The organism is Pseudomonas sp. GD04091 (assembly GCF_029836165.1).
Lineage (GTDB): Bacteria > Pseudomonadota > Gammaproteobacteria > Pseudomonadales > Pseudomonadaceae > Aquipseudomonas.
Map to the genome: position 1 here is coordinate 238,222 of NZ_JAOEBG010000001.1, position 20,705 is coordinate 258,926.

Sequence of the window (20,705 nt, forward strand, 5' to 3'; positions counted from 1 at the left end):
AGGGCAATTAGCCACGCGAACACTTTCAACGCTTACTCCGCCGACTTGCTCAGCGAATAGTCCCGCAACTTGTTGGCAATTGTCGTATGGGAAACCCCTAATCTTTTCCCCAGCGCCCGACTACTTGGAAATTCATTCATCAAACTTTCCAGTACCGCCTTTTCAAAGCGCCCGACAATCTGTGAAAGTTCGCCATCCAGGGAAAACTCGCCCAACGGCTGACGCACGCCATAGTCCGGCAAACGGATATGTTCGCTCTTCACCACCCCGCCCTCGCATAGCGACACCGCCTGGAACAGCACATTCTCCAGCTGGCGCACGTTACCCGGCCAATGATACTGGCCCAGCTTGTCCATCGCAGCCGGCGCCAGGCGCGGCATCGCGCAACCGATCTGCCGGCTGGCCTGGTCGAGGAAATGCTGCACCAAGCCCTCCATGCCATCCATGCACTCGCGCAGCGGCGGGATGTGCAGCGACAGCACGTTGAGGCGATGGTAGAGGTCCTGGCGGAACTCGCCACGGGCGCACAGCTCGGACAGATCGACCTGGGTCGCGCAGATCACCCGCACGTCCAGGTACACCTCCTCGTCGCTACCGACCCTACGGAAACAACCATCCTGCAGGAAGCGCAACAGCTTGACCTGCAGACGCGGGCTCATCTCCCCCACGCCATCGAGGAACAGCGTCCCGCCTGCCGTGAGCTCCAGCAGCCCGAGCTTGCCCTCGGCCCGTGCGCCCTCGAACGCCCCCGGGCCATAGCCGAACAACTCGGTCTCGGCCATCGACTCCGGCAGGCCAGCGCAGTTGAGCGCCATCAACGGTGCCTGGCCACGCGGGCTGGCCAGGTGGCAGGCCCGCGCCAGCAACTCCTTGCCGGTACCGGTCTCGCCCTCGATCAGCAACGGCGCATCCAGAGGCGCCATGCGCCGCGCTTCGCGGACCACGGCCGCCATCACTTTCGAACTCTGGAAGATGCTGTCGAAACCGCGCAGCTCCTGCTTGCGCACGTTATAGATGCGCTCGCCGATGCGGTCAGCCCGGTGCAAGGTGATGACCGCACCCGCCAACGCCTCGCTGTCATCATGCTCGGACTGCAGCGGCGCGATATCGGCCAGGAACACATCACCCTTGACCTTGATGCGCAGGCCATTGATCCGCGACTTGTTGGCCCGTATCAGCTCCGGCAGGTCGAAGTCCTCGACATAGCGCGACAGTGGAATGCCCGGCACCTCGTCCACCCGCACCCCGAGCAGCTGCGCCGCGCCACGGTTGGCGGCGACGATGCTGCCCCCCATGTCGATCGACAGCACCGGAAAGTCCAGCGCCCCTAACAACGCGTTGAGCTCCATGTGCCGACGCTCGCTGGGCATCAGCCCGACCCGCTTGACGCCGAACACTCCGGCGATCGACTCGAACTTCGGCCGCAGGGCCTGGAACTGCAAGTTGATCAGGTTCGGACAGTGCAAGTAGATGGCGTTGCCATGGTCGCCCCCCACCTCGCCACGCAGCACGTTGATACCGTACTCCACCAACAGGTTGAGGATGTCTCGAAGAATCCCGATGCGGTTCTGGCAGTGCACTTTGATACGCATGAATGCTCTCGAAGCAGCCGAAGTTTTTCATCGGCTCGCGGAAAAGTCGTAAAGATAAGCTGACAAAATCACCCGTTTGCTCAGCTCGATACCCATGATTTTCCGGGATTGGCGTGTTTTTGTAAAATTTTCGTTACGAAATAAGGATGAACGGGTGACCATGCCCGGCCTCTACCCCAGTGCAAAGCCGCGCTTGTAGGGATATTCCTAGGACATGTCCTGAACATAACAAGAACGCCCTCACCAGGAGAGCCACATGAAACAGACGCAATACGTGGCGCGCGAGCCCGATGCGCATGGTTTTATCGACTACCCGCAGCAAGAGCATGCGGTGTGGAACACCCTGATCACCCGCCAGCTAAAAGTCATCGAAGGCCGGGCGTGCCAGGAGTACCTGGACGGCATCGAACAGCTAAAGCTGCCCCATGACCGTATTCCCCAGCTCGGCGAAGTCAACAAGGTATTGGGCGCCACCACCGGCTGGCAGGTCGCCCGCGTGCCGGCGCTGATCCCCTTCCAGACCTTCTTCGAGCTGCTTGCCAGCAAGCGCTTCCCGGTCGCCACCTTCATCCGCACCCCGGAAGAGCTCGACTACCTGCAGGAGCCCGACATCTTCCACGAGATCTTCGGCCACTGCCCGCTGCTGACCAACCCCTTCTTCGCCGAATTCACCCACACCTACGGCAAGCTGGGCCTGGCGGCGACCAAGGAGCAGCGCGTCTACCTCGCGCGCCTGTACTGGATGACCATCGAGTTCGGCCTGATGGAGACCGCGCAGGGTCGCAAGATCTATGGCGGCGGCATCCTGTCCTCGCCGAAGGAGACCGTCTACAGCTTGTCCGGCGAACCGGAGCATCAGGCCTTCGATCCGATCGAGGCCATGCGCACGCCGTACCGCATCGATATCCTGCAGCCCCTGTACTTCGTCCTGCCGAACATGAAGCGCCTGTTCGACCTGGCCCACGAAGACATCATGGCCATGGTCCACCAAGCCATGCAGCTGGGCCTGCACGCACCGAAGTTTCCACCGAAGGCAGCCGCCTGAGCCGCCCTGTCGATAACAACTCAAATCGGAAAACACCCATGAATGCCTTGAACCAAGCCCACTGCGAAGCCTGCCGCGCCGATGCGCCGAAAGTCACCGACGAGGAACTGGCGGAACTGATCCGCGAGATCCCGGACTGGAACATCGAAGTCCGCGACGGCCACATGGAGCTCGAGCGCGTGTTCCTGTTCAAGAACTTCAAGCACGCCCTGGCCTTCACCAACGCCGTCGGCGAAATCGCCGAAGCCGAAGGCCACCACCCAGGCCTGCTGACCGAGTGGGGCAAGGTCACCGTGACCTGGTGGAGCCACTCGATCAAGGGCCTGCACCGCAACGACTTCATCATGTGCGCGCGCACCGACAAGGTCGCCGAGACCGCCGAAGGGCGCAAGTGATGCACTTCGCGGCGATCGGACGGGTCCCCGGCGACCCGATCCTCGGGCTGATGGACGCCTACGCGCGCGACACCAATCCTGCCAAGTTCGACCTGGGCGTCGGCGTGTTCAAGGACGCCCAGGGCCTCACGCCGATTCCCGCCGCGGTCAAGCAGGCCGAGCAACACCTGGTCGAACGGCAGGCCAGCAAAAGCTATGTCGGCGGCCACGGTGACGCGGCCTTCGGGCGCCTGGTCGGCGAACTGGTGCTGGGCAGCGCCTCGCGGCTGCTCGCCGAACAGCGCGCCGGCGCCACCCAGACCCCGGGCGGCACTGGCGCCCTGCGCCTGGCGGCGGAGTTCATCGCCCAGTGCCTGCCGGGTCGCGGCATCTGGCTGAGCGACCCGACCTGGCCGATCCACGAGACGATCTTCGCCGGCGCCGGCCTCAAGGTGTCCCACTATCCCTACGTGGGCACGGACAACCGCCTGAACGTCGGTGGCCTGCTCGCCGCGCTGGAGCAGGCCCCGCAAGGCGACGTGGTGCTGCTGCATGCCTGCTGCCACAACCCGACGGGCTTCGACCTGAGCCAGGACGACTGGCGCGCGGTGCTCGACATCGTCAAGCGGCGCAACCTGCTGCCGCTGATCGATTTCGCCTACCAGGGCTTCGGTGACGGCCTGGAGCAAGACGCCTGGGCGGTGCGCCTGTTTGCCGACGAGCTGCCCGAGCTGCTGATCACCAGTTCCTGCTCGAAGAACTTCGGGCTGTACCGTGATCGCACCGGTGCCCTGCTGGTGTGCAGCCACGATGCCGAAAAGCTGCAGGATGTGCGCAGCCAGCTGGCGCTGATTGCACGCAACCTGTGGTCGACGCCGCCGGATCATGGCGCGGCGGTGGTCGCCGAAATTCTCGGTGACCCAGCGCTCAAGGCACTGTGGGTCGAGGAAGTGAACGCCATGCGCCTGCGTATCGCCGAACTGCGTGAAGGCCTGGTTCGGGCGCTGGCCCCGCATGGCCTGGCCGAACGCTTCGCGCATATTGCCGCGCAGCGTGGGATGTTCTCGTACACCGGACTGAACCCGGAGCAGGTGCGCCTGCTGCGCGAGAAGCACAGCGTGTACATGGTCGGCACCGGCCGGGCGAACATCGCCGGCGCCGATGCGCAGCGCCTGGAGCAGCTGGCGGCGGCCATCGCCGACGTCTGCCGCTGAAGCCACGCAACTTGTGGGAGCGGCGGTGCGCCGCTCCCACAAGCACTGCGCTGACTGCCAGCACTACCCTCGCAAGCGAATGAATCGGCGCAAGTCGCCGCTTGCCATCCGCCCGCAAAAACCGACAAGCGCCGCGGAAAAATCTCAAACTGTCATCCAGACTGCTGTATCCTGCCCCAGCTTTTCGAAGCCACACACGCGCCCTGGCGCAGTCTTTTCACTCACACTTGCGAGGAACGACGAGATGCATGAAATCCCGAATCTTCCCTTCCCAAGCCTGAACCCCGAAGAGCAATCCGTTGCCGCCCACGCCGAACCGACGCCCGCCGTCGACCAGGACGGTGACGATCAATCCAGCGCCGACCAGGAATAATCGCGCACCCTACCCGACTGTGTGAAAACGGCTGACCTGCGGGACACCCCCGTCATCGCGTTTTCACACCGTCCAGAACTTCTTTCCCCCGAAGGCCCCCATGCCCGACTCACCGCGCCCCCTTGCGGTCACCCTGCAAGTCGTCTCCATCGTCCTCTTCACCTTCATCGGCTACCTGAACATCGGCATCCCGCTCGCCGTGCTGCCCAGCTACGTGCACAACGAACTGGGCTTCAGCGCCGTGATCGCTGGCCTGGTGATCAGCATCCAATACCTGGCCACCCTGCTCAGCCGCCCGACCGCCAGCCGCATCATCGACAATCTCGGCAGCAAGAAGGCGGTCATGTACGGCCTGTTCGGCTGCGGCCTGAGCGGCGTGTTCATGCTGGCCTGCAGCTTCCTCACCCACCTGCCCTGGCTGAGCCTGGCCTGCCTGTTCATCGGCCGCCTGGTGCTGGGCAGCGCAGAAAGCCTGGTGGGCTCGGGCTCGATCGGCTGGGGTATCGGCCGAGTCGGCCCGGAGAACACGGCCAAGGTCATCTCCTGGAACGGCATCGCCAGTTATGGCGCGCTGGCCATCGGCGCGCCGCTGGGCGTGCTGATGGTCAAGAGCCTCGGTCTGTGGAGCATGGGCGCGAGCATCATCCTGCTGGGTGCGCTCGGCCTGCTGCTGGCCTGGCCCAAGCGTGCCGCGCCCGTGGTCGCCGGGGTACGCATGCCCTTCTTGCGGGTGCTCGGCAAGGTGTTTCCACATGGATGGGGCTGGCCCTGGGCTCCATCGGCTTTGGCACCATCGCCACCTTCATCACGCTGTATTACGCCAGCCGCGACTGGCCGAACGCCGCACTGACCCTGAGCCTGTTCGGCGCCAGCTTCATCTGCGCCAGACTGCTGTTCGGCAACCTGATCAACCGCCTCGGCGGCTTTCGCGTGGCGATCGCCTGCCTGTCGGTGGAGACATTGGGATTGCTGATGCTGTGGCTCGCGCCCAGCGCCGAGATGGCCCTGGTCGGCGCGGCGTTGAGCGGGTTCGGTTTCTCGCTGGTGTTCCCGGCATTGGGGGTGGAGGCCGTCAACCAGGTGTCGGCAGCCAACCGTGGCGCCGCAGTGGGCGCCTATTCGCTGTTCATCGACCTGTCGCTGGGGATCACCGGGCCGCTGGTGGGCGCCGTGGCGGCAGGCTTCGGATTCGCCTCGATGTTTCTGTTCGCGGCGGCGGCGGCGGGATGCGGGCTGGTGTTGAGCCTGTACCTGTATAGCCAGGCGCGGCGCTTGCGAGAGTCCTGAAGGCATTGCGGGGCAAGCCCGCTCCCACCGGCCAGAATGCGACTTGCTCCGCGATGGCTGACCTGATCAGCGCTGTAGGTACTGCAACACCACCTCCAGCGGATGACGCAGCTGCTTCTCGGTCATGCGCTTGACCTGGCTGCGGCACGAATAGCCGGTGGCCAATGCCTCGCCTTCCTTGTCCAGCTTGGTCGCCCAGGACTGCTCGAAGATGGTTTTCGAAGTCGCCTGGTTGCGCGCCTCGTGCCCGTAGGTGCCGGACATCCCGCAGCAGCCGGTGGCCTCGGTGACCAGCTTCAGCCCCATGCGCGCGAACACCTGCTCCCACTGCCGGGTGCTGGCCGGCACATTGGTCTTCTCGGTGCAATGGGCCATCAGGCGGAAGTTGTCGGCCTTGACCGGCGCCCGCTCCGGCAGCACGTTCATCAGCCACTCCTGGGGCAGCAGCACCGACGGGCATTCCACGCCGTCGACCTTCTGGTACTCCTGGCGATAGACCAGGGTCATCGCCGGATCCAGCCCCACCAGCGGCACGCCGCAATCCGCCAGGGTCTTGAGCTGACCAGCATTGCGGATCGCCGCCTTGGCGAAGGCACCAAGGAAGCCTTGCACATGCAACGGCTTGCCGTTGGCACTGTACGGCGCCAGGAACACCTTGTGCCCCAGGCGATGGGCCAACTCGATGAACGACGCCAGCAGCGGCGTCTCGAAGTAGCGGGTGAAGGCGTCCTGCACCAGCACGATGCTGCGCTCGCGCTGGGCCGGGGTCAGCTCGCGCAGGGCCGGCACGCTGGCCATCTGCACGCGACAACGGGTCAGGGTGGACTGGAAGTTGAAACGACTGATCAGCGGACTGTCGACCATGCCGACCTTGTCCGCCAGCAGCCTACCCACCCACTTCGAGCCCATCACCGCGTTGTAGAGACCGGGCGCGTGGGCCAGATACGGAATGCTGAACTCCAGCGAGCCGATCAGGTAGTCGCGCAGCGGGCGCTGGTAACGGCCGTGGTACAACTCGAGGAAGCGCGAGCGGAAGTCCGGGACGTTGACCTTGATCGGGCACTGCCCCGCGCAGGACTTGCAAGCCAGGCAGCCGGCCATGGCGTCATACACCTCATGGGAGAAATCCTCCTGGCCCTGCCGCCGGGCCCGGCTGTTGCGCAGCCGCGCCGGCAGGCCTTTTAACCAGGACGCCTGGCGTTGGGCGGCGGCAAGCACATCGACGCTCGCCTCGCCCTGCAGGCGCAGCCACTCGCGGATCAGCGAGGCGCGCCCCTTGGGCGAGTGCTGGCGTTCGCGGGTGGCCTTCCACGACGGGCACATGGCATCGTTGGGGTCGTAGTTGTAGCAGGCGCCATTGCCGTTGCAGTACACGGCGCTGCCAAAATCCTGCCAGACCCGCTCGTCGATGGTGCGGTCCAGGTCGCCGCGCAGGGTCACGCCATCCACCGGGGTCAGGCCTTCGGCGCTGTCCAGCGGGGTGCAGATCTTGCCTGGGTTGAGCTGGTTATGCGGGTCGAAAGCGCCCTTGAGGCGCTGCAGCGCCGGGTACAGTTCGCCGAAATATTCCGGCACGTACTCGGAGCGCAGGCCTTTGCCGTGCTCGCCCCAGAGCAGACCACCATAGCGCTGGGTCAGCGCCGCCACGGCATCGGAGATCGGCTTGACCAGCGCGGCCTGGGCCGGGTCCTTCATGTCCAGCGCCGGGCGCACGTGCAGCACGCCGGCATCGACATGGCCAAACATGCCATAGGCCAGGCCGTAACCATCGAGCAGCGCACGGAATTCGGCGATGTAGTCAGCCAGTTGCTCCGGCGGCACGGCGGTATCTTCGACAAACGGTTGTGGACGCACTTCGCCCTCGACGTTGCCCAGCAGGCCCACCGAGCGCTTGCGCATGGTGTAGACCTTGGTGACTGCTTCGGCGCCTTCCGCCAGGGTATGCCCCAGGCGTTCGACACTGGTGTCGCGCTGCAGGTGCTCGATGAACGCATCGACCCGGGCATTGACCTCGGCCGGCTCGTCGCCGCAGAACTCCACCAGGTTGATGCCCAGGGTCGGGCGCTCGGGGTCGGCCGGGAAGTACTCGGCGACGCTGTGCCAGACGATATCCTGCATCGCCAGCATGAGCACCTTGGAGTCGACGGTCTCGATCGACAGCGGCTTGTGCGCCATCAGCGCATTGGCGTCGCGCAGGGCGTCCATGAAGCTGGTGTAGCGCACATTGACCAGTACCGCGTATTTCGGGATCGGCAGCACGTTGAGCTTGGCCTCGACCACGTAACCCAGCGAACCTTCGGCGCCGCACAACACGCTGTTGAGGTTGAAGCGGCCCTGCTCGTCACGCAGGTGGGCCAGGTCATAGCCGGTCAGGCAGCGGTTGAGCTTGGGGAAGGTCCTTTCGATTCGCGAGGCCTCGGTTTCCTGGATCTCGCGAGCCATGCGGTACACCTCGCCGACCCGGCCAGGCGCGGCGCAGGCCTGCGCCAGCGCCGTGTCGTCGATCGGCAGGCTGTGCAGGCGTTCGCCACCGAGCAGCACGCTGTGCAGTTCCAGCACGTGGTCGCGGGTCTTGCCGTAGGTGCAACTGCCCTGGCCGCTGGCGTCGGTGTTGATCATGCCGCCGACCGTGGCGCGGTTGGAGGTGGACAACTCCGGAGCGAAGAACAACCCGTGGGGTTTGAGCGCCGCGTTGAGCTGGTCCTTCACCACGCCAGCCTGAACACGCACCCAGCGCTCAGCGGTGTTGATCTCGAGGATGTTGTTCATGTGTCGCGACAGGTCGACGACGATGCCGTCGGTCAGCGACTGGCCGTTAGTGCCGGTCCCCCCCCCACGCGGGGTCAGCTTGATGTCACAAAAGCGCGACTCGGCCATCAGCGTGGCGACACGTGCCACATCGTCGGCATCCTGCGGGAATACCGCCGCCTGGGGCAGGCGCTGGTAAATGGAATTGTCGGTGGCCAGTACGGTGCGGGTACCGTAGTCGGCGCTGATCTGACCACGGAAGCCGCTGTTCTTCAGGGCTTCGAGGAATTCGGGATAGTGGGCGGCAGGCGCACGGGGCGGCAGCAGGGCGATCATCGAAGGATGCCTCTATTAGGTATTGGCTAGTTCACGGATTCCAGGCCCGCTCCCACGAGAGGTTGCGTTTCCTGCGACTACGGTATGAATTTTCTGTACCGCATGACGAATACGCCAATATTCCTGTAGTTTCGCGCCAGGGGCAAACGGATATTCCTGCCGCTATCGATGAGTTTTGTGAATGAATTACCGCCACCTCACCCCGTCGATGTCGCTGCTGCTGGCCTTCGAGGCCGCCGCCCGGCATGAAAGCTACACCCGCGCCGCCGCCGAGCTTTCACTGACCCAGAGCGCGGTGAGCCGGCAGGTGCAGGCGCTGGAGCAGCAGCTTGGGCTTACACTGTTCCGCCGCGAGGGGCGCCAGGTGCAACTGACCGATGTCGGCCGCCTGTACCAACGCGAGCTCAGCGAGGCCCTTGGGCGCATCCGCAGTGCCACCTTGCAGGCCCTCGCCTACCAGTCCGGCGTCGGCACCCTGCGCCTGGCCACGCTGCCGACCTTTGGCTCGAAGTGGCTGCTGCCGCGCCTGCACGCCTTCTACGGCGCCCACCCCGGCATGCTGGTGCATATTCATTCGCGCATCGAGGCAATCAACTTCGACACCAGCGAGATCGATGCCGCCATCGGCGTCGCCAGCCATGACCTGCCCGGACTGATCTGCCACCGCCTGCATGCCGAGGAGCTGGTGGTGATCCTGCCCCCGGAGGCGACTGCCGACGGCCAGTGGAACCCTGCGCAAGTCAGCGAACAGGTGCTGCTCAACGTCGCCAACAACCCCCACGCCTGGGGCGAATGGTTCTCCCACCACGCCCTGCCGCACCGCGCCATGCGCCTGGGGCCGAGCTTCGAGCTGACCTCGCACCTGATCCAGGCAGTGCGCGCCGGCATCGGCATCGGCCTGGTGCCGCGCATTCTGGTCGAGGAAGAACTGGCCAGTGGCGAGCTGTTCAGCCCGGGCGTGCCGTTCGCCAGCCAGCGCAGCTATTACCTGATCTATCCGCCGAGGAACGAGGCACTGCCCTCGCTGCGGGCGTTCCGCAGCTGGTTGCTCGAACAGATTTGAGCTCCTCGCCGGCGACGAGGCTGGCCAAGACAACAAAAAACCCGATGCCAGTCTCCCGGCATCGGGCTTTCGCGAAGCGCCTCAGCGCTTACTTGGCCACGCTATCCGCGGCGCCGTTGGCCTGCGAACCACGCTTGCTCTTGAGCGCGTAGAACACATACATCACCACCAGCCAGACCGGAATCGCGTACACCGACACCTGGATCCCCGGAATCTGCAGCATGATGCCCAGGATCAGCACCACGAAGGCCAGGCAGATGTAGTTGCCATAGGGGTACCACAGCGCCTTGAACAGCGGTTTCTGACCGGTGCGGTCCAGGTGCTGGCGGAACTTCAGGTGCGAGTAGCTGATCATCGCCCAGTTGATCACCAGGGCCGCGACCACCAACGACATCAGCAGCTCCAGCGCGTGCTGCGGCATGAAGTAGTTGAGCAACACCGCCACCAGGGTCACCGCCGCCGAAGCCAGGATCGAACGTACCGGCACGCCACGCTTGTCGATCTTCGCCAGGCCAGCCGGGGCATCACCCTGCTCGGCCATGCCGTAGAGCATGCGGGCGTTGCAGTAGGTGCCGCTGTTGTACACCGACAGCGCGGCGGTCAGCACCACGAAGTTGAGCAGATGCGCGGCGACATCACTGCCCAGCAGCGAGAACACCTGGACGAACGGGCTGCTGCCGTAGCTGCCGCCGGAGGCGTCGATGCTGGCAACCAGGCTGTCCCACGGGGTCAGCGACAGCAGCACCACCAGGGCACCGATGTAGAAGATCAGGATGCGATAGATGACCTGGTTGATCGCCTTCGGGATCACGGTTTTCGGCTTGTCGGCCTCGGCAGCGGTGAAACCGAGCATTTCCAGGCCGCCGAAGGAGAACATGATGATCGCCAGGGCCATCACCAGGCCACTGACGCCATTGGGGAAGAAGCCGCCGTGGGACCACAGGTTGCTGACCGAAGCCTCCGGACCGCCGCGACCACTGGTCAGCAGCCAGGCACCCAGGGCGATCATGCCGACGATGGCGACCACCTTGATGATCGCGAACCAGAACTCGGCCTCACCGAACACCTTCACGTTCATCAAGTTGATGGCGTTGATCAGGATGAAGAAGCCCGCCGCGGTGACCCAGGTCGGGATTTCCGGCCACCAGTAATGGACATACTTGCCCACCGCCGACAACTCCGACATGCCGACCAGGATGTACAGCACCCAGCAGTTCCAGCCCGACAGGAAACCGGCGAAGCCGCCCCAGTACTTGTGCGCGAAGTGGCTGAACGAGCCGGCCACCGGCTCTTCGACGATCATCTCGCCGAGCTGGCGCATGATCATGAAGGCGATGAAGCCGCAGATGGCATAGCCGAGGATCATCGATGGACCGGCGGACTTCATCACGCCGGCCGAGCCAAGGAACAATCCGGTACCGATCGCGCCACCGAGGGCGATCAGCTGGATATGGCGGTTCTTCAAGCCACGCTTGAGTTCGCCGGACTGTGAGTTATGTCCACTCATGAACGAAGTCACCTGCTTGTTTTTATCTGTGACGGAATCGGACCCACCGCGCTCGTGGCGCAGCGGAATGGGCAAGGTGGTTACCTTGGGTTCTTGGACAGGTCTTGCGCGCTGGGCGGAGCCCGGGCGGATCAACCAGGTGTCAGCAAGAGTGCGCGGTACGCAAGGGAGTCACAGGTAAAACGCGGCGCATTGTATACCCCTGCAAACGCGCAGGCGTCAACGCGTTGCGTCGTTTCCTGTGGAAAAAACGCAGCGGTCCTGGGGAGAAAGCCTGGAAAGGCGGAGTGATCGGCGTACATGGCGCCTCCATTTGTTGTTTTTGGTGCCTGGCGATCCTGCCTGGCTCTGCACACGGCAATGGCGCTATCTCAGCGTCTGGACGGGGGTTTGGGAAGGGGGTCCAGCGGGGCGCGCAGGCTCTGGGGCGGGCATCTTGGAAAGTTCTTGTTACACCCTGCGAAGAAACCATGGAAATCGTCACGATTCGTATAGTTTTCTTTACGATGCGGTTTGAAAACTTTCCAAACGTCGGAAAATTTCTGTTTGCTCAGATACTTGGAATCGCTTCGCGACTGATCGCAAGCCCTTTCAGCAGACACAAAAAAGCCAGCCCGAAGGCTGGCTCTTTCGCTACCGGGCAGGATCAGCCACGCGGCTTGCCGCGCCCACGGCCCGCCGGCTTGTCGCCCTCGGGACGGGCCGGACGCTTGCGCATCTCGCTCGGACGCTCGGCCACGGTGCTGCCGCGGCTGCTCTTGCGCGGCGCAGCCTCTTCACGCGGCGCGCGCGCCGGACGCTCGGCCTGGCCCTCGGCGGCCGGACGCAAGGTGCGTACACGTTCGCCACGCCCCAACGGCCGGGTGGACTTGCGCTGCAGGCGCTCGAGCTTGTCCTTGGCCTTGAGCTTCATTTCCGGCAGCGCCACCGGCTGCAGGCCGACTTCCGCCGCCAGGATGTCGATCTCGCCCTGACTCATCTCACGCCAGCGGCCCATCGGCAGGTCGGAATTGAGGAACACCGGGCCGAAACGCACGCGCTTCAGGCGGCTCACCACCATGCCTTGAGACTCCCACAGGCGCCGTACCTCGCGGTTGCGACCTTCCATCACCACGCAGTGGTACCAGTGGTTGAAACCTTCACCACCTGGCGCCTTCTGGATGTCGGTGAACTTGGCCGGACCATCCTCGAGCATCACGCCGGCCTTGAGCCGATCGATCATGTCGTCATCGACCTCGCCACGCACACGAACCGCATATTCGCGGTCCATCTCGTAGGACGGGTGCATGAGGCGGTTGGCCAGCTCACCGTCGGTGGTGAACAGCAGCAGGCCAGTGGTGTTGATGTCCAGACGACCGATGTTGATCCAGCGGCCTTCTTTCGGACGCGGCAGGCGATCGAACACGGTCGGACGACCTTCCGGGTCGTCGCGGGTGCAGATCTCGCCATCGGGCTTGTTGTACATGATCACGCGGCGGGTCGCCTCGGCGGCCTCGACGCGCTTGATCAGCTTGCCGTCGACGGTGATGGCGTCATGCAGGTCGACGCGCAGGCCGAGGGTGGCCTCGACGCCGTTGACCTTGATACGGCCCTGGCTGATCCAGGCCTCGACGTCGCGACGCGAGCCGACACCGATGCGGGCCAGCACCTTCTGCAGTTTTTCGCCGGACGGCGGGGTGGGTTGTTGGTCTTGCAGGTCTTTGTCACTCATCTGGGCACCTCCCGGTGTAGTAGTGAAAGCGGGCGCGCATCATACGCGGTTCGGCGGGGGAACGCACTGGAGGGTAGAAGGTTTTTGCAGGCTCGAGAAAGCTTTCTGCCTGACGGTCATGCTTGGCCAGTGCCAGCCTCTTCATCGCGCAAATCATCGAAATCGACCTTCAGCCCCTCTTCCATGGCATCGAGTTCCACCAGCAACGATCGGAAACTGGTCTGCTCCTTCGGCTCCACTTCTTCACCCTCCTCGCCCAGGCTGGCATCGGCCAGGGCCTGTAGATGCGCCGGCACCGGCGCCTCGTCCGGATCGAGCAGCGGCTCGGGCTCCAGCTCGCGCAGCTCGGCCAGCGCCGGCAGTTCGTCGAGGCTCTTGAGGTTGAAATGGTCGAGAAACGCCTTGGTGGTGGCGAACATCGCCGGACGCCCGGGTACCTCGCGGTAGCCGACGATGCGGATCCACTCGCGTTCCATCAGGGTCTTGATGATGTTGCTGTTGACCGCCACACCCCGCACATCCTCGATCTCGCCCCGGGTGATGGGCTGGCGATAGGCGATCAGCGCCATGGTTTCCAGCAGCGCGCGGGAATAGCGCTGCGGGCGCTCCTCCCACAGGCGGCCAACCCAGGGCGCATAGTCTTCACGGATCTGCAGGCGGTAGCCGGTGGCCACTTCCTTGAGCTCGAAGGCGCGGCCATTGCAGGACTTGCCAAGCACGTCCAGGGCCTTCTTGAAGACAGCCGGCGCCGGGCGCTCGGCTTCCTCGAACAGCTCGTACAGGCGTTCGAGGGATTGCGGCTTGCCCGAGGCGAGCAGGAAGGCCTCGATCAACGCCGCCAGTTCACGGGGTTCGTTCAGGTTCATCGGTAGTCGTCAGGTCACTCTGCCCGGGCACGGACGTGGATCGGGGCGAAAGGCGCATTCTGCACCAGTTCGATCAGCGATTCCTTCACCAGTTCGAGAATCGCCATGAAGGTGACCACCACGCCGAGCTTGCCCTCCTCGCGGGTGAACAGCTCGACGAACGGCACGAAGGCGCCGCCCTTGAGGCGTTCGAGCACTTCGCTCATGCGCTCGCGGGTCGACAGCGTCTCGCGGGTGATCTGGTGGCTCTCGAACAGGTCGTTGCGGCGCATGACTTCGGCCATGGACAGCAGAATCTCCTCGAGGGCGACCTCCGGCAGCAGCTTGCGCACCTTGGCCTGGGGCGCCTCCAGGCGCGGCACGATGATTTCGCGACCGACCCGCGGCAACTCGTCGATGCCTTCGGCAGCCGCCTTGAAGCGTTCGTACTCCTGCAGGCGGCGAATCAGTTCGGCGCGCGGATCGCCCTCCTCTTCCTCCACCTCGGCGGAGCGCGGCAGCAGCATGCGCGACTTGATCTCCGCAAGCATCGCGGCCATCACCAGGTATTCGGCGGCCAGTTCCAGGCGCACGCTCTTCATCAGCTCGACATAGCTCATGTACTGGCGGGTGATCTCCGCCACCGGGATATCGAGGATGTCCACGTTCTGCTTGCGGATCAGGTACAGCAGCAGGTCCAGAGGCCCTTCGAAGGCCTCGAGGAAGACCTCCAGGGCGTCCGGGGGAATGTACAGGTCCACCGGCATTTCGGTGAGGGCTTCACCGTAGACCAGCGCCAACTGCAGCTGAAAGGGCGTCTCGCTATCCACACCCGGCGCCTCGGGCGCTTGCACCTGGCTCACGCCGTGGCCAGGAAAGGCGCGGGATCGCCGCAGCCGACACGAATCACTTGTGCTTCATCACCGGAAAGGTCGATCACCGTCGACGCCTTGAGGTCACCAAAGCCGCCGTCGATGATCAGGTCGACATGATGTTCCAGGCGCTGGCGGATCTCGTAGGGGTCGGTCATCGGCTCTTCGTCGCCCGGCAGGATGAGGCTGACGCTCATCAGCGGCTCGCCAAGCTCTTCGAGCAATGCCAGCACGATGGGGTTGGAGGGTACACGCAGGCCGATGGTACGGCGCTTCTCGTGCATCAGCAGGCGCGGCACCTCGCGGGTGGCGTTGAGCACGAACGTGTAGGGCCCCGGGATGTGCGCCTTGAGCAGGCGGAACGTGGCGGTGTCGATCTTGGCGAAGGTGCCCATCTGCGACAGGTCGCAGCACAGCAAGGTGAAGTTGTGGTGCTTGTCCAGCTGACGCAGGCGGCGAACCCGCTCGATGGCGCCCTTGTCGCCGATCTGGCAGCCCAGCGCATAGGCCGAATCGGTCGGATAGACCACCACACCGCCCTTGCGAATGATTTCCACGGCCTGCTTGATCAGGCGCGCCTGCGGGTTTTCCGCATGAATCTGGAAAAATTGGCTCACATAGTCGTCCTGTTCATACCGCCATAGGCTGTTCATGTCGGAATCGGCGCCACAGGGGTGGCAGGTCCTCGGGCAATGGCCGGTAGGCGCCTATCTCGCCCCAGGCGCCGGGGCCGTGGAAATCGCTGCCGGCGCTTGCCAGCAGGCCGAACTCACGGGTGAGGATGGACATCGTCCCCACCTGCTCGGGCGGCATCATCCCATTGACCACTTCCAGTGCCTGCCCTCCAGCCTGAATATAGTCGGCAATCAGCCGTCTGCGCTTGCTGCGGGTCAGTTCGTAGTGCATGGGATGAGCCAGGCTCACCCAGGCGTTGGACTGGCGCAGGGTGGCGACAGTTTCCTCCAGCGTCGGCCAGTGCAGCTTGACGTCGCCCAGCTTGCCGGCGCCCAGCCACTTGCGGAAGGCCTCGCCGCGGTCCTTGACGAAACCTGCGCGGACCAGGAATTCGGCGAAATGCGGGCGGGCCGGGGCATTGCCGCTGTCGCCCAGCTCCTGTTGCACGGCTCGCGCGCCCTCCAGCGCGCCGGGCATGCCCTTGGCCGCCAGCTTACGGTCGATCTCTTCGGCGCGCAGCCACCGGCCACGGTGCAGGTTTTCGATGGCCTCGAGCAGCGCAGGCGCATCCAGGGCAAAATCGTAGCCCAGCACATGGATGGTGGCGCCACCCCAGGTGCACGACAGCTCCACGCCGCTGACCCATTGCATGCCATTGTCGAGGCAGGCCTGGCGAGCCTCGGGCAAGCCTTCAAGGGTGTCGTGGTCGGTGAGCGCCAGCGTTCGCACCCCGTGCTCATGGGCCCGGGCGACCAGCGCCGTGGGCGACAGAGCGCCATCGGAGGCCGTGCTGTGACAGTGCAGATCAACATTCATGGAGGAGCGCTTTCGCCGGAATCGATGTTTGTTATTATGCCGTCACATCCCGCTTCTGGCTGCCACTGTGAAACAATTCATCGATTTCATCCCGCTGCTGCTGTTCTTCATCGTCTACAAACTGGACCCGCGCCCGGTCGAATTCGCCGGCCACGGCTTCGAGTTCGGCGGGATCTACAGCGCCACCGCCATGCTGATCGTCAGCTCCGTAGTGGTCTACGGCGCGCTGTTCCTGCGCCACGGCAAGCTGGAAAAAGGCCAGTTGCTGACCCTGGTCGCGTGCCTGGTGTTCGGCGGCCTGACCCTCGCCTTCCACAGCGAGACCTTCCTCAAGTGGAAGGCACCGGTGGTCAACTGGCTGTTCGCCCTGGCCTTCGCCGGCAGCCACTTCATCGGTGACCGGGTGCTGATCAAGCGCATCATGGGCCACGCCCTGACCCTTCCAGAAAACGTCTGGACCCGCCTCAACCTGGCGTGGATCGCCTTCTTCCTCGTGTGCGGCGCCGCCAACCTGTTCGTCGCGTTCACCTTCCAGGACATCTGGGTCGACTTCAAGGTGTTCGGCAGTCTGGGCATGACCGTGATCTTCCTGGTGGCCCAGGGTGTCTACCTCTCGCGCCACCTGCACGATGCCGACCCCTCCACCTCCAAAACCAAGGACTGACATGCTCTACGCCATTATCGCCAGCGACGTCGCCAACTCCCTGGAAAACCGCCTGGCCGCCCGCCCCGCCCACATCGAGCGGCTGCAGCAGCTCAAGGCCGAAGGCCGCGTGGTGCTCGCCGGCCCGCATCCGGCCATCGACAGCAACGATCCAGGCCAAGCCGGCTTCACTGGCAGCCTGATCGTCGCCGAATTCGACTCGCTGACCGCCGCCCAGGCCTGGGCCGACGCCGATCCGTACATCGCCGCGGGCGTCTACGACAAGGTCGTGGTCAAGCCATTCAAGCAAGTTCTGCCCTGATCCAAAACCGCTCCCACAGGCGACCAATGACCTGTGGGAGCGGGTTTACCCGCGAAGAAGCCTGCACGATACCCGCCTCATCTAATCCGACGATTGGCCGACAACCTCCTGAACCGATAAGAACCAGGAGTTCCAATGCGTCAAGGTCCGATGTCCCTGCTGCTTTGCCTGTTGCTGCTGTCCCCTCTGGTCATGGCCGAACAGCCGCTGTCGCTCGAAGCCGGCGCGCGAATCACCGACCTGCAGCAGCGTCTGGAAGAAAGCGAGAAGCAACGCACCCAACTGACCCAGCAACTGCAGAACCAGGACAGCGAGCGCGAAAGCGCCCAGCTCACCCGGCTGCGCCAGGACAACCAGCGCCTGAAGATGGCGATCAAGGAGCTGCAGGCCGCTGCCAGTGCCCCGCAGCGCCTGCTCACCGACCAGCAGCAGTGGTTCCTGATCGGCTCGGTCGTTGCACTGTTGTCGGCAGTCTGCGGTATCTTAGCCAGCGGCGGACACAGAAGACGCCGTCAATGGTTGAATTGAGTGAGACATGAGCGAGCTGTTACTGATTGATGATGACCAGGAACTGTGCGAGCTGCTCGGCAGCTGGCTGACCCAGGAAGGGTTTGCGGTACGCGCCTGCCACGATGGCCAGAGCGCGCGCCAGGCCTTGGCCAGCCACGCCCCGGCGGCGGTGGTGCTGGATGTCATGCTGCCCGACGGCAGTGGCCTGGAACTGCTCAAGCAGCTGCGCAGCGAGCACGCCGAACTGCCGGTGCTGATGCTGTCGGCCCGCGGCGAGCCGCTGGACCGCATCCTCGGCCTGGAACTGGGTGCCGACGACTACCTGGCCAAGCCCTGCGACCCTCGCGAGCTCACCGCCCGGCTGCGCGCCGTGCTGCGCCGCAGTCACCCCAGCGCGCCCACCAGCCAGGTCGAGATCGGCGACCTGACCTTCAGCCCGGTGCGCGGCGTGGTCAGCATCGACGAGCGCGAGATGACCCTTACGCTTTCCGAAAGCCGCATCCTCGAGGCCCTGCTGCGCCAGCCCGGCGAACCGCTGGACAAGCAGGAGCTGGCGCAGATCGGCCTGGGCCGCAAGCTCACGCTCTACGACCGCAGCCTGGACATGCATGTCAGCAACCTGCGCAAGAAGATCGGCCCGCATCCGGATGGCCGCCCGCGCATCGTCGCCCTGCGCAGTCGCGGCTACTACTACAGCCTCTGACAGACAGCACGATCTCTGTAGGAGCGGCCTTGTGTCGCGATGGGGCGCGAAGCGGCCCCAGCATCACGACGGTATGCAAAATTGCCGGGGCTGCTGTGCAGCCCATCGCGACACAAGGCCGCGCCTACAGGATCCGCACGGCGGCTACCGCCAACTTTACGCTGTCTTTACCCTCGCCTGACCGCCCTTGACCTTGATCTCCCTAGACTGGGCTCATCCGGTAACCACCGGCCCCTGAAAGGAGAGACACCATGCGCAAGACCTTGATCGCCCTGATGTTCGCCGCCGCCCTGCCGACCGTGGCCATGGCCATGCCTGAAGGCGGTCCGCGCCATGACGGCCCGCATCACCGCGGTGACGCGCCTTACGCCCAGCTGGACCTGAGCCGCGACCAGCGCCAGCAGATCGGCAAGCTGATGGGCGAGCAGATGAAGCAGCGCCGCGACATCACCGAGCGCTACATCGACAAGCTGCCGGCCGCCGAGCAGAAAGCCATGAAGGACGAGCTCAAGGCCAGCCGCGACAAGGCCGAAGGCCAGATCCGCGCCCTGCTCAAGCCCGAACAGCAGAAGAAGTTCGACGAACTGCAGAAGGAACGCGCCGCACGCAAGGCCGAATGGAAGGAGTTCCAGGCCTGGAAGGCTGAAAAAGCCGGCAAGGCCCAGTAAGCTGTCCACCCGATGCCCGGCCCGCCTCACCGCGGGCCGGGCTTTCGCCATTTTCTGGAGGTGCTCGTCTTGCGTTCACTGTTCTGGCGCATCCTGGCCAGTTTCTGGCTGGCCATCGCCCTGGTCGCCGGGCTGTCGATCCTGCTCGGGCACATGCTCAACCAGGACACCTGGATCCTCAGTCGTCACCCAGGCCTGAACAACCTGGCCAGCCACTGGGCCCAGCACTATGAACAGGAAGGGCTGGAGTCGTCGCAACGCTTCCTCGAAAGACGCAAGCAACGCTACAAGATCGACGTGCAGGTGCTCGACGACAGCGGCGACGCCGTGGTGCCCGGCACCTTTCCGCGCCGCGCAGCCGCCTTCGAGGCCCGCCAGCACAACGACGAGCGCCGCCTGCCCTGGCGCCGCCTGACCGAGGAGTACACCAGCCCCGGCAGCGGCGAGACCTACCTGCTGATCTACCGCATCCCCCACCCGGAACTGGCGGCCTGGCATCGCGAAAGCCTGATCTGGCCGCTCAGCGCCCTGGGGATAGCGCTGGTGGTGCTGACCCTGTTCAGCCTGCTGGTCACCCTGTCGATCACCCGCCCGCTCAGCCGTCTGCGCGGTGCCGTGCATGATCTGGGGCAGACCAGCTACCAGCAGAACAGCCTGGCGCGCCTGGCCGTGCGCCGCGACGAGTTCGGCGTGCTGGCCAACGACTTCAACAAGATGGGCGCGCGCCTGCAGAGCCTGATCGGCAGCCAGCGCCAGTTGCTGCGCGATGTCTCCCACGAACTGCGCTCACCGCTGGCGCGCCTGCGCATCGCCCTGGCCCTGGCCGAGCGCGCCGAACCGGAGCAGCGCCAGGCGTTGTGGCCGCGCCTGACCCGCGAGTGCGACCGCCTGGAAGACCTGATCAGCGAGATTCTGGTGCTGGCCCGGGTCGATGCCGAACAGGCCCATGCCGAACCTGTGGACCTCAATGCCTTGCTTGGCGGCGTGCGCAAGGACGCCCAGCTGGCCGCGCCCGAGCAGGAGGTGCGACTGGAAATGCAACCCGGGCTGACCTTGCAGGGCTGGCCGACCTTGATCGAGCGGGCGCTGGACAATCTGCTGCGCAATGCCCTGCGCTTCAATCCGGCAGGACAGCCGATCGAGGTGCATGCCCGCCGTGAGCAGGAGCGCGTCGTGCTGAGCGTGCGCGACCATGGGCCAGGCGTGGCGGCGCAGCACCTGGCGCAGCTGGGCGAACCGTTCTTCCGGGCGCCAGGGCAGGAGACGCCGGGGCACGGGCTGGGGCTGGCGATAGCGCGCAAGGCGGCGGAGCGCCATGGCGGCAGCCTGGTGCTGGGCAATCATCCGCTGGGCGGGTTCATCGCGACGCTGGAGATTCCCTGCAACATCAGTGTTGGCTGA

19 protein-coding genes and 1 pseudogene are annotated in these 20,705 nt (G+C 64.7%); 12 read left to right on the forward strand and 8 right to left on the reverse strand.

The window, feature by feature from the left end:
* Positions 1-32: 32 nt before the first annotated feature.
* Complete coding sequence (locus N7422_RS01085) at positions 33-1,592, reverse strand: sigma-54-dependent transcriptional regulator (RefSeq protein WP_279804708.1); 1,560 nt, start codon at positions 1,590-1,592, stop codon at positions 33-35.
* A gap of 256 nt (positions 1,593-1,848) precedes the next feature.
* Between N7422_RS01085 and phhA the strand changes: the two genes are divergently transcribed.
* The 5 genes and pseudogenes from phhA to N7422_RS01110 all read left to right on the forward strand — a co-directional run bounded on the left by phhA (position 1,849) and on the right by N7422_RS01110 (position 5,885).
* Complete coding sequence (phhA, locus tag N7422_RS01090) at positions 1,849-2,637, forward strand: phenylalanine 4-monooxygenase (protein WP_279804709.1); 789 nt, start codon at positions 1,849-1,851, stop codon at positions 2,635-2,637.
* Positions 2,638-2,675: 38 nt separating this feature from the next.
* Positions 2,676-3,032, forward strand: a complete 357-nt coding sequence (locus tag N7422_RS01095; RefSeq protein WP_003254532.1) for a 4a-hydroxytetrahydrobiopterin dehydratase — start codon at positions 2,676-2,678, stop codon at positions 3,030-3,032.
* Positions 3,029-4,225: an aspartate/tyrosine/aromatic aminotransferase gene (locus tag N7422_RS01100; RefSeq protein WP_279804710.1), complete on the forward strand. Its 1,197-nt coding sequence runs from the start codon at positions 3,029-3,031 to the stop codon at positions 4,223-4,225. The genes N7422_RS01095 and N7422_RS01100 overlap by 4 nt, the downstream gene beginning before the upstream one ends.
* A gap of 244 nt (positions 4,226-4,469) precedes the next feature.
* A complete protein-coding gene (locus N7422_RS01105) occupies positions 4,470-4,598 on the forward strand; it encodes a hypothetical protein (protein WP_256582346.1) in 129 nt (42 codons plus the stop codon).
* Between the two features lie 100 nt (positions 4,599-4,698).
* Positions 4,699-5,885: pseudogene (locus tag N7422_RS01110) on the forward strand (MFS transporter).
* Between the two features lie 66 nt (positions 5,886-5,951).
* Here N7422_RS01110 and N7422_RS01115 read toward each other — a convergent pair.
* Entirely contained in the window at positions 5,952-8,969 is a 3,018-nt protein-coding gene (locus tag N7422_RS01115; RefSeq protein WP_279804711.1) for an FAD-binding and (Fe-S)-binding domain-containing protein, read from the reverse strand.
* A 181-nt stretch (positions 8,970-9,150) separates the two neighbouring features.
* Between N7422_RS01115 and N7422_RS01120 the strand changes: the two genes are divergently transcribed.
* Positions 9,151-10,032, forward strand: coding sequence for a LysR substrate-binding domain-containing protein (locus N7422_RS01120; RefSeq protein WP_279804712.1), 882 nt, complete (start codon positions 9,151-9,153; stop codon positions 10,030-10,032).
* Between the two features lie 88 nt (positions 10,033-10,120).
* Here N7422_RS01120 and N7422_RS01125 read toward each other — a convergent pair whose 3' ends face one another.
* The 6 genes from N7422_RS01125 to N7422_RS01150 form a co-directional block, all read right to left on the reverse strand.
* Positions 10,121-11,539, reverse strand: coding sequence for an amino acid permease (locus N7422_RS01125; protein ID WP_279804713.1), 1,419 nt, complete (start codon positions 11,537-11,539; stop codon positions 10,121-10,123).
* 646 nt (positions 11,540-12,185) lie between these two features.
* Positions 12,186-13,250 carry a 23S rRNA pseudouridine(2605) synthase RluB gene (gene rluB / locus N7422_RS01130; RefSeq protein ID WP_279804714.1) on the reverse strand — a complete coding sequence of 355 codons (1,065 nt, stop codon included), beginning with the start codon at positions 13,248-13,250 and terminating at the stop codon, positions 12,186-12,188.
* 116 nt (positions 13,251-13,366) lie between these two features.
* Entirely contained in the window at positions 13,367-14,116 is a 750-nt protein-coding gene (gene scpB, locus N7422_RS01135) for an SMC-Scp complex subunit ScpB (RefSeq protein WP_279804715.1), read from the reverse strand.
* 14 nt (positions 14,117-14,130) lie between these two features.
* Complete coding sequence (locus N7422_RS01140; RefSeq protein ID WP_279805091.1) at positions 14,131-14,829, reverse strand: ScpA family protein; 699 nt, start codon at positions 14,827-14,829, stop codon at positions 14,131-14,133.
* Positions 14,830-14,954: 125 nt separating this feature from the next.
* Entirely contained in the window at positions 14,955-15,584 is a 630-nt protein-coding gene (locus N7422_RS01145; protein ID WP_279804716.1) for an L-threonylcarbamoyladenylate synthase, read from the reverse strand.
* Positions 15,585-15,597: 13 nt separating this feature from the next.
* On the reverse strand, positions 15,598-16,458 hold the full coding sequence (locus tag N7422_RS01150) for a PHP domain-containing protein (RefSeq protein ID WP_279804717.1): 861 nt from the start codon (positions 16,456-16,458) through the stop codon (positions 15,598-15,600).
* Positions 16,459-16,525: 67 nt separating this feature from the next.
* Between N7422_RS01150 and N7422_RS01155 the strand changes: the two genes are divergently transcribed.
* The 6 genes from N7422_RS01155 (at position 16,526) to N7422_RS01180 (ending at position 20,705) form a co-directional block, all read left to right on the forward strand.
* Positions 16,526-17,122: a septation protein A gene (locus tag N7422_RS01155; RefSeq protein WP_279804718.1), complete on the forward strand. Its 597-nt coding sequence runs from the start codon at positions 16,526-16,528 to the stop codon at positions 17,120-17,122.
* Between the two features lies 1 nt (position 17,123).
* Complete coding sequence (locus N7422_RS01160) at positions 17,124-17,423, forward strand: YciI family protein (RefSeq protein ID WP_279804719.1); 300 nt, start codon at positions 17,124-17,126, stop codon at positions 17,421-17,423.
* A gap of 135 nt (positions 17,424-17,558) precedes the next feature.
* A complete protein-coding gene (locus tag N7422_RS01165) occupies positions 17,559-17,951 on the forward strand; it encodes a translation initiation factor 2 (RefSeq protein WP_279804720.1) in 393 nt (130 codons plus the stop codon).
* A gap of 7 nt (positions 17,952-17,958) precedes the next feature.
* Positions 17,959-18,636, forward strand: coding sequence for a response regulator transcription factor (locus tag N7422_RS01170; protein WP_279804721.1), 678 nt, complete (start codon positions 17,959-17,961; stop codon positions 18,634-18,636).
* Between the two features lie 251 nt (positions 18,637-18,887).
* Positions 18,888-19,304 carry a Spy/CpxP family protein refolding chaperone gene (locus N7422_RS01175; RefSeq protein WP_279804722.1) on the forward strand — a complete coding sequence of 139 codons (417 nt, stop codon included), beginning with the start codon at positions 18,888-18,890 and terminating at the stop codon, positions 19,302-19,304.
* A 12-nt stretch (positions 19,305-19,316) separates the two neighbouring features.
* Positions 19,317-20,705 (forward strand): HAMP domain-containing sensor histidine kinase, encoded by a 1,389-nt coding sequence (locus N7422_RS01180; RefSeq protein ID WP_279804723.1) that lies wholly within the window; start codon positions 19,317-19,319, stop codon positions 20,703-20,705.

Coding starts and splice junctions, on each gene's coding strand:
- N7422_RS01085 (WP_279804708.1), bottom strand. CDS start 1,592: ATGCGTATCAAAGTGCACTGCCAGAACCGCATCGGGATTCTTCGAGAC.
- phhA (WP_279804709.1), top strand. CDS start 1,849: ATGAAACAGACGCAATACGTGGCGCGCGAGCCCGATGCGCATGGTTTT.
- N7422_RS01095 (WP_003254532.1), top strand. CDS start 2,676: ATGAATGCCTTGAACCAAGCCCACTGCGAAGCCTGCCGCGCCGATGCG.
- N7422_RS01105 (WP_256582346.1), top strand. CDS start 4,470: ATGCATGAAATCCCGAATCTTCCCTTCCCAAGCCTGAACCCCGAAGAG.
- N7422_RS01115 (WP_279804711.1), bottom strand. CDS start 8,969: ATGATCGCCCTGCTGCCGCCCCGTGCGCCTGCCGCCCACTATCCCGAA.
- N7422_RS01120 (WP_279804712.1), top strand. CDS start 9,151: ATGAATTACCGCCACCTCACCCCGTCGATGTCGCTGCTGCTGGCCTTC.
- N7422_RS01125 (WP_279804713.1), bottom strand. CDS start 11,539: ATGAGTGGACATAACTCACAGTCCGGCGAACTCAAGCGTGGCTTGAAG.
- rluB (WP_279804714.1), bottom strand. CDS start 13,250: ATGAGTGACAAAGACCTGCAAGACCAACAACCCACCCCGCCGTCCGGC.
- scpB (WP_279804715.1), bottom strand. CDS start 14,116: ATGAACCTGAACGAACCCCGTGAACTGGCGGCGTTGATCGAGGCCTTC.
- N7422_RS01150 (WP_279804717.1), bottom strand. CDS start 16,458: ATGAATGTTGATCTGCACTGTCACAGCACGGCCTCCGATGGCGCTCTG.
- N7422_RS01160 (WP_279804719.1), top strand. CDS start 17,124: ATGCTCTACGCCATTATCGCCAGCGACGTCGCCAACTCCCTGGAAAAC.
- N7422_RS01165 (WP_279804720.1), top strand. CDS start 17,559: ATGCGTCAAGGTCCGATGTCCCTGCTGCTTTGCCTGTTGCTGCTGTCC.
- N7422_RS01170 (WP_279804721.1), top strand. CDS start 17,959: ATGAGCGAGCTGTTACTGATTGATGATGACCAGGAACTGTGCGAGCTG.
- N7422_RS01175 (WP_279804722.1), top strand. CDS start 18,888: ATGCGCAAGACCTTGATCGCCCTGATGTTCGCCGCCGCCCTGCCGACC.
- N7422_RS01180 (WP_279804723.1), top strand. CDS start 19,317: ATGCCCGGCCCGCCTCACCGCGGGCCGGGCTTTCGCCATTTTCTGGAG.